The organism is Halobacillus sp. GSS1, from assembly GCF_017307035.1.
GTDB lineage: Bacteria > Bacillota > Bacilli > Bacillales > Halobacillaceae > Halobacillus > Halobacillus litoralis.
The window spans coordinates 132,990-145,705 of the sequence record NZ_JAFLHE010000001.1 but is presented as its reverse complement, the minus strand read 5'-3'; the positions used below and the strand labels follow the sequence as shown (position 1 = coordinate 145,705).

Below are 12,716 nucleotides of genomic sequence, written 5' to 3'. Positions count from 1 at the left end.
AAGTATGACACTCCCTATAAGCTTTGTCAATAGCTTATTAAACCTCTTTTGTCTCCAAGTACTTCAGTGTTTCCTTGAATTCCGCTGGAGGTTCGACCTCAAACTTTTTCCATTCCCCGGTCCTCGGATGCTCAAAACCCAGAGATTTAGCATGCAGTGCTTGCCCATCAAGGTCCAACGTTTTACGTGGGCCGTACTTCGGATCACCCGCTAGCGGATGATCAATATAGCGCATATGCACACGAATCTGGTGTGTACGCCCTGTTTCCAATTTACATTCGACTAAAGTGAAATCAGTAAAATGACGCAGGACACGGAAATGAGTCACCGCATCACGCCCGCCATCGACAACTGCCATCCTCTGCCGATCCTTAGGATCCCGTCCGATTGGTGCATCAATCGTGCCATATTCATGATGAATTTCTCCGTGTACGATCGCTTCATATTTACGTTCCACGGTTTTTTTGGACAATTGCTCCGCCAGTGATTGATGAGCGAGATCATTCTTAGCTACCATCAATAGGCCACTGGTATCTTTATCGATCCGATGAACGATTCCCGGACGCTCCACCCCGTTGATTCCAGACAAATCCTTTACATGGAATAATAGAGCATTCACGAGTGTACCTGAATAGTGACCCGCTGCCGGGTGGATCACCATGCCGGAGGGTTTATTGACGACAATCACATCTTCATCTTCATACACAATCTCAATCGGAATGTCCTCAGGAAGGATATCCATCGGTTCAGGCTCTGGGATATGCCACGTAATACTCTCCCCCTCCTGCACCTTGTAATTGCTCTTTACTGCTTTTCCATCCACAAAGACAATGCCATCTTTAAGCCATCCCTGAATTTGAGATCTGGACGCTTCTTCGATGACCTCTGTTAATAATTTATCAATCCGCTTTGACTGATCGTTTTCAGTAACCTTATAGTGTTCACTCAAGATTTCAAACTTCCTTTCTTTCTGCGCTCATCAATAAAAGTAGCAATCATGACAAAAATCACTCCAACGACAAGAGCAGAGTCCGCTACATTGAAAATAGGAAAATCATAGCTGAAAATGTAGGTGTTGGCGAAATCGACCACTTCCTTACGAAATACACGATCAATGAAATTCCCAACCGCTCCTGCGAGAATGAAGGCAAGAGCTACACCTACAAAGCGACTTTCTTTTCCATACTGATGTAAATAATAAATGACAAATCCTATGACAATCACCGTTATAATATAGAAGAACCACATCTGCCCTTGCAATATTCCCCAGGCAGCTCCCTGATTCCGGTGAGAGGTCAGGTAGAAAAAGTTTTCGATAATGGTTATGCTTTGGCCAATATCCATTTTTGTGACCACAAGCCATTTCGTCCATTGATCAAGGATAATGAGACCAATGGCGATGATATAATACAAAATCATAAGCGTCCCCCATGAATCTTAGTCCTAGCCTATTGTACCACAAAACTCCGCCTGCAAAGAACAACTTCTCACTTCCACATAAGCTCTCTATTCTTGAAGACTCAGTTTCGAGACTTTTGTTGAGTGGAGTGGGGCTGCAGGGAATAGCTCGCTTTCCGCGGGAGCATAAGGAGCACCTACCGCGTATCCTTAAAGGAAGAGATCTCTTCTTGAAATAATGAATGACAATACCTGGCCATGGATACAAGGTCAGGGAAACGACGTTTTGCAGTGCTTTAGAACAGTCAGTAGAAAAACATACACGTTTGTGTCCCCATTCGCTATTCATGCGGACGTTTTTCAGACTCTGTTCTCACGCCTGAATCTTGCAGGATCTATGGTTAACTCAAATCAATAACAACGTACGTGAATAGGACTTCATTATAGAGCTCGATAGGTTACTAATAGAGGTATTTCGAGAACCTCATGTAGTTAAAGGGACGGAGGGAAACGGTGAGACTCCTGTGGGAAGTGCGTGGTAGATGAGACCCCGCAGAGCGTTAGCTCGAGGAGGCTCATCACTCGCCCACGGAAAGCGAACCTTTTCCAGGAGTCCCTAAACACACAAAAAAGTCTCGAAATCAAGTTTTCTAGAATCCTACAGTTTGCTTAAGGAAGGGTGGAAGAGAAAAGGTGCCGTTCTTGTAGGAACGGCACCTTGATTTGTATGAAAGTATGATTTCCGTATGTACACGGGATGAAATTAAGGCTGTGAGCTGTATTCCTCTTCCATTTTACGCTCTACTTCTTTCTCATCATCAAGCTCTGTATCAAACAGATGATCCCAGTCATTGTTGTCAATCATATCGATTTGAGCTTCTACCAGCATACGTAGTCTTGTTTTGAAAACTTTCGCCTGTTTTTTCATGTCTTCTACTTCGATATTAATGCGGCGAGATTTTTCAAGAGCTTCATTGATGATACGATCGGCGTTTTTTTCTGCTTCTTTCACGATTAGTTTCGATTCTTTGTTCGCACTGTTTTTTACGTCTTCTGCAGTTTCTTGAGCGACGAGAATCGATTTATTGAGCGTCGTCTCGATATCGTTGAAGTGACCCAAACGCTCGTTCAACTGACTGACTTCGCGTTCAAGCTCTTTCTTCTGACGTATGACGATTTCATAATCTTTGATGACTTGATCGAGAAACTCATTGACTTCATCTTCATCATATCCTCTGAAACCGCGAGTGAATTCTTTGTTATGAATATCCAGTGGTGTTAATGGCACACCATCCACCTCCCCAAAACATCTATCCTATCTTAAATAATTCGACAGGAACCTACGTTATCCTTCTTTACTGATGCATTAATTTAATTTTGATGTCATCACTTTATATTTTTCTTTCCTTGTTTCACCGAGCACTTCATCCAGCCGGCTCCTCCCTTTTCCACGTAAAGAAATGAGATCGCCTTCCTCTAATAAAAATGAAGCATCTTCTACGGTACGAAAATTGACCTTCACCTGTCCCGCTTCAATAAACATGGATGCCTTATTGCGGGACATTCCGTAAATCTCCTTAACCATAACATCCAGGCGTAACGAAGAAACAGTCGTTTGTTTCGTTGCCCATGTTTCATTGCTCACTATACGGGAAGATAATGGCTTTTCATCAAACTGCACATTGGAACGTTTAATGCCGGTTAAGTTCATTTTAATATAGTCACTGATTTCAGAAGCTGTCGTAATTTGAATCGTGCCATCCTGCACAACGAGATCTCCCATTTTCTCTCTGCGAATCCCTAACGACATAAAAGCACCCAGAACATCCCGGTGCTCAAGCGTAACAAACTTTTGAGGATAAGATGCTTCCAGAAGCGTCAACTGATAGTCATCTTTTTCAATGATTTCATAATCAGGAGCAATGATCGCTCGTTGGCGTTCACTTCCTTCAGCGCCGCCTTCCAATCCGTAAATAAGATCCGGGTCATTCCCCATAATCGCCTTCATAATCATTTGTTCCCTCGGATCGAGGAAATCTGTCAGCTTCCGCTGATATTTAAGAGACACATCTTCACGAAAAGATAAGACTTGATCTATAAATGGCTTTTCTTCTTTTCGAAAATGCTGATAGATATCCACCTAAAAAACCTCCATAATTACCAAAAGGAACAGATGTGAGAACATAGATGTGCTCTCTGATCTGTTCCTCGACTTATAATCCCATAATGATGTAATATAATTCGCCTAATCCTGCTCGCGCAAAGTTCAGGACGAGAATGGCCACAATCGGCGAAATGTCAATCATTCCAAGTGGAGGAATGATTTTTCGGAAAGGTTCCAGGAATGGCTCAGCCAACCGGGAAAGAACTTCACCGAAACTGGATTCACGTGCCCCAGGGAACCAGGACATTAAAATGTAGATGATGAGAATCCAACTATAAATTTGTAGTGCAGTCATTAAAATCTGAAACAAAAACGCCATGTCTTACCACCTTCTGTTAATATCATCGTCTTCTTGTGCAATCATTTCTGAAATAGACCCTGAAATTTCAACGTTATCAGGAGTACAAAGAAATGTTTGAGTTCCAAGCTTCTGAATATCTCCACCTATAGCATATACTGTTCCGCTTAAAAAATCTACAATCCGCTTTGCCTGATGATGGTCGACACGTTGTAAATTGATAACAACAGCACGTCGGTTCACTAGCTGATCAGCGATATCCTGAGCTTCATTATAGCTGCTCGGTTCACTCAATACCATTTTGGATGAGGACTTAGCACTTTTCAAACTGACTACATTGCCCTGTTCCTGTTTCTTCGTTCCTCGTTGACGCTGCGCAGGCTCTTCTTCGTAATCATCTTCCACTTCTTCTTCAATGTACTCGTATTCATCATCCAACGTGAAAAACGAACGAAATTTATTTTTCATGCTCATTTTCATCACCTCTGATTTTATTTATTCACCGACAAGACTGGAGCCAAGACGGATATGTGTCGCTCCTTCTTCGATCGCCAGTGCAAAGTCGTTACTCATTCCCATGGATAAATACTCACAAGGGGCATGACGATAACCTTTATCCCTGATGCGATCCCTTAGTGCCCTCAATTGGCGGAACACGCCACGTAGTTTCTCTTCGTCTTCCGTATGCGGGGCCATCGTCATCAGTCCGACCACTTTAACATTTTCATAATGACTCAATGCTTCTATGAAAGATTCGACCTCTGAAGCCGCTAATCCATGTTTGGATTCTTCTTCACTTATGTTGACCTGAATGAAACACGGAACCGGGCAGCTGGCTCTTTTGTTAATTTCTTTTGCCAGTGACTTCCGGTCAAGGGAATGAATCATGGAGACTTGTCCAATTACGTCTTTTACTTTTCTCGACTGCAGCGTCCCAATAAAATGCCAGGTTGCCTGCTCACCGATTTCCTCGTATTTTTCCAGAAGGCCTTCTTTCCTGTTTTCCCCAAGATGTTTGATTCCTGCATCCAGGGCTTCCTGTGCACGTTCAGTAGTAACGTATTTGGTAACAGCTATAAGGGTGATTTCATTTTTAGGTCGTCCACTATTTTTACAAGCTTGTTCTATTTGTTGATCTATTTTTGCTAAGTTATCTTCAACCGACATGTTAGAACTCCTTCCCGCTCATAAAGTCCGAAGCGTGATAAACCCAAGCATACGCCCCGTCCTTCCTTGATCGCGCCGGTGGGAATAAAACGTTTTTTCTTCCTCGTATGTACAAAAACCAGTCATTTGAATATGTTCTTCCTTCAAGCCTTCCTCGATCATCATTTTCTGGTGAAGAACTTTCAGGTCTAATTGATATTTCCCTTTTCCTTTACTCATCACACATTCTTTTTTGTAGTTTTCAGGAATGAAGCTTATGACACGGTCATCGACTTCATAGTGTTTCCTACCAATGGACGGGCCAATGACAGCTTGTATATTTTCGAGCTTACATCCTTTTTCCTGGAGCGCCCGGATCATCTTCCCTGCCATCCCGTTTACTGTTCCCTTCCACCCAGCATGGGCAATACCTACCCATCCTGATTCAGAATCAGAAAAATATAACGGTACGCAGTCCGCATAAAAAGCACCCAGTACCAGATTTTCCTCATTGGTTATCAATCCATCAACGTTCGAGACGGCGGTTTGTAAGGAAGTCGTACCCGCACCGGCATTCCTCTGATCTACGGCAGCGACTTCGGTGCCATGAACCTGTTCACCGATCACCCATCTTGAAAGTGGAATGCCGATTTCCTCAGCAAGCGCTCGTCTATTCTTCAACACATCTTCCTTTTTATCAGATACATGGAGCCCCATGTTCAGTGAATCAAAAGGGGCTTCACTATGTCCCCCTTGACGTGTTGTCAATCCTGCAGTCACATGCTGGTGGGAATGAAAACAAGTCATCTGTCTGATGGAATGTGATTGGAAAGGTTCCATTTGAACACCACCTCAATTTCACTCCATTTTAACACATTTTTCATCCAATTTCTTCTCTTATTCGTCTGATTCTGTCTTTTGTACCGTAGAAATGCTTTTGTAACCATTTTTTTTCACTAAAATGACATCTGCACCGATGTTGACGATTTGATCCCAAGGAATCGTCATCTCTTCTTCCTTCCCGAATAGTCCCATCGCTTTTCCTTTCATTGTGAGAACAAGTCCCTTAAGCCTGCCTCTTTGTGTATCGATATCAAGGTCACTGATATAGCCCAGACGTTCTCCTGTTTCCATAGCAATGACATCTTTCATCTGCAGTTCCGTGATTTTCATTTCTCCTCACTCTCCTTACTCTCACTATATGCATAGAATCAATAATTTAGAAAACAGACAAATCGATTCCACCCATTTACTCAAACTCTTATTAAAGTATATGGCAGGATTGTTGAAGACTCAGTTTCGAGACGTTCCGGAGTTCGTTGCCAGGGTTGAGCGTCAGGGGTGGTTGGGAAGCTACTCGCTTTCCTGTGGGGGAGTGCCGTGCTTCCTCGGGCTACGCCCTGCGGGATCTCGCCGATCTCCTTTCTCCCACGGGAGTCTCGCAGCTTCCCAACCACCCCTTTCGATGTAAGGGAGAAACGAACCCCTGTACAAAGTTGGATGGTCTTTCATCGTCCAACTGTTAGAGGTAAAAAGCGCTCTAGACCAAGCTTTTAAGTGCTATGGAGATGTTCTATAATCCACTTCCTATAATCATACGAGCTGACTTTTTAATAGTGGTTTTGAGAATCTTTCATGGCAAAGGGGCGGAGGGGAATGGCGAGACTCCTGCGGGAAAAGAGTGCTTAGTGAGACCCCACAGGACGCAGTCCGAGGAGGCTCACCGCGCTCCCGCGGAAAGCGAGCTATTCCCCGTAGCCCCCATCCACTCAACAAAAGTCTCGAAACTGAGTCTTCCACTAAAGGGAGCGTTTGTGGAATAAAAGAGAGTTTGTGCATAAAAAAAGCTTCTGCGTGGGCAGAAGCTTAGGGTTCATTGGAACATGGATGAATTCATTTCTTTAATCGCCGCTTTTTCTAAACGCGACACTTGAGCCTGTGAAATTCCGATTTCTTCTGCCACTTCCATTTGCGTTTTTCCTTGGAAGAATCGCTTAGTCAAAATCATTTTCTCTCGGTCATTCAGTTGCTTCATTCCTTCTCTGAGCGATAGTTCATCGAGCCATACCGAGTCTTTTTCCCGGTCATCTTTCAACTGGTCGACCACAAAAATGGGATCACCACCGTCATTGTAGATCGGTTCGAATAGGGATACGGGATCCTGTATGGCATCCATCGCAAAGACTACATCTTCATGCGGGACTCCCATTCTTTCTGCAATTTCATGTGGGGCCGGATCCTTACTTGTCTCACTGATCATTTTCTCACGCATCTGCAAAGCTTTATAAGCTGTGTCACGCAAAGATCGGGAAACACGAATCGGGTTGTTGTCTCTTAAGTACCTGCGGATTTCTCCAATGATCATGGGTACTGCGTAAGTAGAAAATTTAACATTGTGGCTTAAATCAAAATTATCAATGGATTTCATGAGACCGATGCATCCAACCTGGAACAAATCGTCTCCATACTCTCCGCGATTGTTAAAACGCTGAATAACGGATAAGACTAGGCGGAGGTTGCCATTTACCAGCTGTTCTCTTGCCTCCAGCTCTCCACTTTGCAAGCGTTCAAACAGGTCTCTCATTTCTGCATTTTTAAGTACAGGAAGTTTTGAAGTATCTACGCCGCATATCTCTACTTTATGTCGTGTCAATGTAAGACCCTCCCAGGAAGCTGTAATCAGTTCTCAGTATCTCCCTGGGTGGGAAAATTATGCATCAACGCGACGTCGCCTGCTAGACCATTTTGTCGAATTCGCGTTGTAGCCGCCGGATAATCTTCTTCTCAAGCCTTGATATATATGACTGAGAGATGCCCATCATGTCTGCCACATCTTTTTGTGTTTTTTCTTTTTTTCCAATTAAGCCAAAACGAAGTTCCATGATTTGCTTTTCACGATCATTCAATTGTTCAAGCGCCGATTTTAGTAATTTCTTATCGATTTTCTTTTCAATTCCTTTTGTGATTAAATCCTCATCTGTACCTAAAATATCAGATAATAAAAGTTCATTTCCATCCCAATCCACATTCAATGGTTCATCAAAGGATACTTCTGTTTTCAACTTGTTGCTTTTTCTAAGGTGCATGAGAATTTCATTTTCTATGCAGCGGGAAGCATAAGTCGCGAGTTTAATTTTCTTTTCTGGATCAAAGGTGTTTACTGCTTTGATAAGTCCAATGGTTCCGATACTAATTAAATCCTCTATGTTCAACCCCGTGTTTTCAAACTTCCTGGCGATATAGACGACAAGCCTTAAGTTGCGCTCAATAAGCATCGCGCGTGCCGCTTTATCCCCTTTTGGAAGAAGTTCAAGCAATTCTCTCTCTTCTTCTCTGGATAATGGTGGTGGGAGCGCTTCACTTCCACCAATGTAATAAATCTCATCTTGTTTGATTCCGAGCTTCATAAGCAAGCGATAATACCAAAGCCGCGCTTTAAAGAACCATTTGAACATGGAATCCCCCTCCTGAAATCACGCTGATTTTCCTTTGACCATCATGTGCGGGTGAATGAGCATTTGATAAAGTCGATCGTGTGTCAAATCCTGTTGCTGCACCCCTAATAGAGGCGCTTTCATTTCTAAATTCCCTGTCTCTGTTTTAACCGTAATCTTATCCACCTGTAACGTCACAAGCAGCTTCCCTGTCACACCCGCCGCCTGATAGGGCACAAGCCGGACGGAGGACTGAATATCCTCGGGTAACTCTGCTAGAGCAGTTACGACATGATCCACTTCGAGCTTCTGGAGCTCTTCCTTCGAGACAAATTGTTCCCATAAAAATGAATCGGCTAGAAATACCATTTTCCGACTGATCGGATCCACGAGCTGGTTTCCACTATCCACTAAACCTTTACAAAGAGCAGTTCTGCCATTCCACTCCACTGTCACGTCATAAATATCCTCAAGCTTCATCTTATGGACGCTGACTTGGTTCAAACGCCATTTCGTAAAAACAAAGGAACAAGGAAAACCAATCACTACAAACAACCAACTGACCGGGTCTCCATAACCACCACTAAATGTTACGATTGAACCCCCTTGTAAGCTGATCTCTGTCGCAAGAAAATAATGAACCCCCATCATGCTTCCACCGATGGCGAAGGTAATAAAATAAAAACTGATCCACTGGACAAAAAATGCACGGAGAGAGGTGTATGAAAAGGCCACCCAGATGATGAACATCGAAAAAAAGATTTTCCCGAGGCTTCCTACAAGCCAGAAGTCCGGCATATAAATGGTAATCGGGACAATCGTAGAGGCGACAAACGCCCCGGCGACCATTCTGATTTTCGATGATTTCGCTCTCGTAATCCCCTGTGTAAGCGATAAAATCATGCCATCCATCAAAAGGTTGAGCAACCAGACAGCATCAAGATAAATGATCCTCTCTCCCTCCCTTCTCTTTATCTGCTGTACTGAAAAGTATAAGCCCGTCCGGTTAAAAAGTCTGTCACAATCTGAACCCCTGGCTAGCAAGTTTTGTAGAAGGATGGAAAGAATTCCTTTATCCCACAAACGCTCCCTTTAGTGGAAGACTCAGTTTCGAGACTTTTGTTGAGTGGATGGGGCTGCGGGGAATAGCTCGCTTTCCGCGGGAGCGCGGTGAGCCTCCTCGGACTACGTCCTGTGGGGTCTCACCCTGCACTTTTTTCCCGCAGGAGTCTCGCCATTCCCCTCCGCCCCTTTACCATGGAAGGTTCTCGAAACCACTACTATATGGTCAGCTCGTTTGATTATGAGAAATGGATGATAGAACACCTCCCCCAGCACGGAAAAGCTTGATCCAGAGCGCTTTACACCCCTAACAGTTGGATAGAGAAGAACATCCAACTTGGTAAAGGGGTTCGTTTCACTCATACGTCGAATGGGGTGGTTGGGAAGCTGCGAGACTCCCGCGGGAATGGATTGGCTGGCAAGACCCCACAGGACGAAGTCCGAGGAGGCTTGCCGTCATCCCCGCAGGAAAGCGAGTAGCTTCCCAGCCACCCCTGAGCTCAACCCTGGCAACGAACCCAAGAAAACATCTCGAAACTGAGTCTTCCACAATCCTGCCATTATGTTTAATAAGTGGTTGATGGTGAAAGGAAATAAAAAACCCGTCACACTGGAATGTGTGACGGGTTTATATGAGTATTATCGGCGACGGTTGCGGTTACGCAGGAACGTCGGGATATCAAGAGTGTCTTCCTCTTGATTTGGTTTGTTTTGTGGTTGTGGCGGAGCTTGGCGACGAGGAGGTTGTTCCTCTCGTACGTTGCGCTCTGGTTGTTGTTCTACTTGCTTTTGCTGGTTCACAGGGTTCACGGTTGGACGCTTCTTCTGCTGACCTTGAGCAATTTGTGCTTCATCGAAACCTGTTGCAATAACAGTAACGACGATTTCGTCTTTCAAGTTTTCATTGATTACAGAACCGAAGATGACGTTTACTTCCTGATCTGCTGCAGAGGTTACGATATCCGCTGCTTCCTGAACTTCATAAAGGCTCAAGTTGGCACCACCGCTGATGTTCATCAGGACGCCGTGTGCACCGTCGATGGAAGTTTCAAGTAGTGGAGAGGAGATCGCCTTTTTGGCTGCTTCAGCCGCACGATTTTCCCCTGTCGCTATACCGATTCCCATAAGCGCGGATCCTTTGTCGACCATGATTGTTTTTACGTCGGCAAAGTCTACGTTGATTAATCCTGGTACGGCAATCAAATCGGAAATACCCTGTACACCTTGACGAAGAACGTTATCCGCTTCACGGAACGCTTCAAGCATCGGTGTATTCTTATCTACGATTTCAAGCAAACGGTCGTTCGGGATGACAATCAGTGTATCAACCGCACCTTTAAGGCTTTCTGTACCACCGCTCGCTTGGGTAGAACGCTTACGTCCTTCAAACGTGAATGGGCGAGTGACAACACCTACCGTAAGAGCGCCTAGCTCTTTAGCAACTTGGGCGATGACGGGAGCAGCACCTGTCCCTGTTCCGCCTCCCATTCCCGCAGTTACGAAGACCATGTCTGCCCCTTGAAGAGCTTCTTCGATTTGTTCTTTGCTTTCTTCAGCGGCTTTACGACCGACTTCCGGATTCGCACCTGCACCAAGTCCACGAGTCAGTTTTCCACCAATTTGCATTTTAACTTCTGCTTTTGAAAGGTTAAGCGCTTGCGCATCCGTATTGACGGCGATGAATTCGACGCCTTGGACACCATGTTCAATCATACGGTTAACGGCGTTACTTCCGCCGCCACCTACTCCGATTACTTTAATCGTTGCTAGCTGGTCCATGCTTGTATCAAAATCTAACATCTTACGTTCCTCCTAATACACGAGATTACAAGATTTATTGGTTCGTCCGTCCCTTGACCGACTCAAACTTGTTCATTAATCAAAGAAATACTTCAAGAGATTACTGAAACCTGATTCTTTTTTCTTCTCTGGTTTCTCGGTTTCTTCTTTCGGTTGTTGCTTTGTCGCACGCTTTTGCTTTTTAGGTTGAGGTTTTTCCTGAAATTCTTCAGTTACAGATGGAAAGATCTCTTTGCCTTGTATTTTCGCATTACGATAGGCGAATTGCAAGATTCCTACCCCACTCGTAAATTGCGGTTCTCTTACTCCGATGTAATCCGGAATCGCAAGCCTTACGTTTGCGTGGAAAACATCCTGCGCTAACTCCAGAACACCAGGCATGTTCATCGTACCACCGGTCAGTACAAAACCTCCCGGAAGTTCACGTACACCCATGCGCTGAATTTCCTGTGCAGCAAAGACAAAGATTTCTTCTAGTCTAGCTTCAATCATATCAGAGATTTGCAATTGATTGAATGCCTGTTGACGATTACTTCCAATAATCGTGACAGAAAAATTTTCCTCTTCATTCGCATCGTCAAAAAATGCATGTCCATGCTCCAATTTCACCTGCTCAGCCTCTTCTGTAGAAGTACGAAGGCCGATGGACAAATCTTTTGTTAAATTGTCCCCACCAAAAGGAATCATGCTTGTCCCTTTTAAGTGTCCTTCTTCAAATACCGAAATCGTGGTTGATCCACCTCCGACATCGATAAGTGCTACGCCCAGATTCGTTTCATCACCGGATAACGAGACAGTTCCAGAAGCTAGCGGCTGCAAACAAACATCCAGTACTTCCAAACCTGCTCGTTCTACACACTTCAAAGTATTATGTAAAACGGTTTTAGCACAGGTAATAATCATACCTTCCATCTCAAGACGTACCCCGATCATTCCTCTTGGGTCTGTGATTTCATCCTGCCCATCTACGATGAACTGACGAGGGATCACATCGATGATCTCTCTTTCAGGCGGTACGGAAACCACTTGAGCAGCATCAATCACTCGTGTGATGTCTTCGTTCCCAATTTCCCTGCTCTCGCTGGAAACAGCAACGACACCATGGCATGGCTGCAATTGAATGTGATTGCCATTCACACCAACAACGACACGATCAATTTTCATATCCACCATGCGCTCAGCCTGTTCAACAGCTGAACGTATAGAATGGACCGTTTGATCGATATCTACAATTGCGCCTTTCTTCATTCCGTTCGATTTAGCTGTTCCTACCCCAATAATATTGAGGTTATCATTCATAATTTCTCCTATAATCACTTTGATTCGACTTGTGCCTATATCTAAACTTACTAAAATTTCATTTTGATTCACCAGTGACGCACCTCCTGTAGCAAGCCATATAAGTAGTTCAAAG

General features: G+C 44.2%; 14 protein-coding genes. All 14 read right to left on the bottom strand.

The features are described 5' to 3' along the window. Positions 1 to 37: 37 nt before the first annotated feature. Entirely contained in the window at positions 38 to 949 is a 912-nt protein-coding gene (locus tag J0K78_RS00760; RefSeq protein ID WP_206944988.1) for an RluA family pseudouridine synthase, read from the bottom strand. Beyond that, the gene (lspA, locus tag J0K78_RS00755; RefSeq protein WP_206944987.1) at positions 946 to 1,419 is read right to left on the bottom strand and encodes a signal peptidase II; all 474 of its coding nucleotides are present in this window, start codon (positions 1,417 to 1,419) and stop codon (positions 946 to 948) included. Before lspA ends, J0K78_RS00760 begins: the two co-directional genes overlap by 4 nt. Before the next feature lie 742 nt (positions 1,420 to 2,161). Next, complete coding sequence (locus tag J0K78_RS00750; protein WP_206944986.1) at positions 2,162 to 2,686, bottom strand: DivIVA domain-containing protein; 525 nt, start codon at positions 2,684 to 2,686, stop codon at positions 2,162 to 2,164. A gap of 78 nt (positions 2,687 to 2,764) precedes the next feature. Then, on the bottom strand, positions 2,765 to 3,538 hold the full coding sequence (locus tag J0K78_RS00745; protein ID WP_206944985.1) for a YlmH family RNA-binding protein: 774 nt from the start codon (positions 3,536 to 3,538) through the stop codon (positions 2,765 to 2,767). A gap of 73 nt (positions 3,539 to 3,611) precedes the next feature. Then, positions 3,612 to 3,881 (bottom strand): YggT family protein, encoded by a 270-nt coding sequence (locus J0K78_RS00740; protein ID WP_089652828.1) that lies wholly within the window; start codon positions 3,879 to 3,881, stop codon positions 3,612 to 3,614. A gap of 3 nt (positions 3,882 to 3,884) precedes the next feature. Next, positions 3,885 to 4,334, bottom strand: a complete 450-nt coding sequence (locus J0K78_RS00735; protein WP_206944984.1) for a cell division protein SepF — start codon at positions 4,332 to 4,334, stop codon at positions 3,885 to 3,887. Positions 4,335 to 4,355: 21 nt separating this feature from the next. After that, the gene (locus tag J0K78_RS00730) at positions 4,356 to 5,027 is read right to left on the bottom strand and encodes a YggS family pyridoxal phosphate-dependent enzyme (RefSeq protein ID WP_206944983.1); all 672 of its coding nucleotides are present in this window, start codon (positions 5,025 to 5,027) and stop codon (positions 4,356 to 4,358) included. An 18-nt stretch (positions 5,028 to 5,045) separates the two neighbouring features. Then, positions 5,046 to 5,846 (bottom strand): peptidoglycan editing factor PgeF, encoded by an 801-nt coding sequence (pgeF, locus tag J0K78_RS00725; protein ID WP_206944982.1) that lies wholly within the window; start codon positions 5,844 to 5,846, stop codon positions 5,046 to 5,048. A 57-nt stretch (positions 5,847 to 5,903) separates the two neighbouring features. After that, a complete protein-coding gene (locus tag J0K78_RS00720; RefSeq protein ID WP_089652824.1) occupies positions 5,904 to 6,179 on the bottom strand; it encodes a YlmC/YmxH family sporulation protein in 276 nt (91 codons plus the stop codon). A 700-nt stretch (positions 6,180 to 6,879) separates the two neighbouring features. Then, entirely contained in the window at positions 6,880 to 7,659 is a 780-nt protein-coding gene (gene sigG / locus J0K78_RS00715) for an RNA polymerase sporulation sigma factor SigG (protein WP_146818891.1), read from the bottom strand. Positions 7,660 to 7,741: 82 nt separating this feature from the next. Continuing rightward, positions 7,742 to 8,461 carry an RNA polymerase sporulation sigma factor SigE gene (gene sigE / locus J0K78_RS00710; protein WP_089652821.1) on the bottom strand — a complete coding sequence of 240 codons (720 nt, stop codon included), beginning with the start codon at positions 8,459 to 8,461 and terminating at the stop codon, positions 7,742 to 7,744. 18 nt (positions 8,462 to 8,479) lie between these two features. Continuing rightward, positions 8,480 to 9,388 carry a sigma-E processing peptidase SpoIIGA gene (gene spoIIGA / locus J0K78_RS00705; protein ID WP_370551071.1) on the bottom strand — a complete coding sequence of 303 codons (909 nt, stop codon included), beginning with the start codon at positions 9,386 to 9,388 and terminating at the stop codon, positions 8,480 to 8,482. Between the two features lie 753 nt (positions 9,389 to 10,141). Beyond that, positions 10,142 to 11,302 carry a cell division protein FtsZ gene (ftsZ, locus tag J0K78_RS00700; RefSeq protein ID WP_160913051.1) on the bottom strand — a complete coding sequence of 387 codons (1,161 nt, stop codon included), beginning with the start codon at positions 11,300 to 11,302 and terminating at the stop codon, positions 10,142 to 10,144. Positions 11,303 to 11,377: 75 nt separating this feature from the next. After that, positions 11,378 to 12,673, bottom strand: a complete 1,296-nt coding sequence (gene ftsA, locus J0K78_RS00695) for a cell division protein FtsA (RefSeq protein WP_206944981.1) — start codon at positions 12,671 to 12,673, stop codon at positions 11,378 to 11,380. Between the last annotated feature and the right edge of the window lie 43 nt (positions 12,674 to 12,716).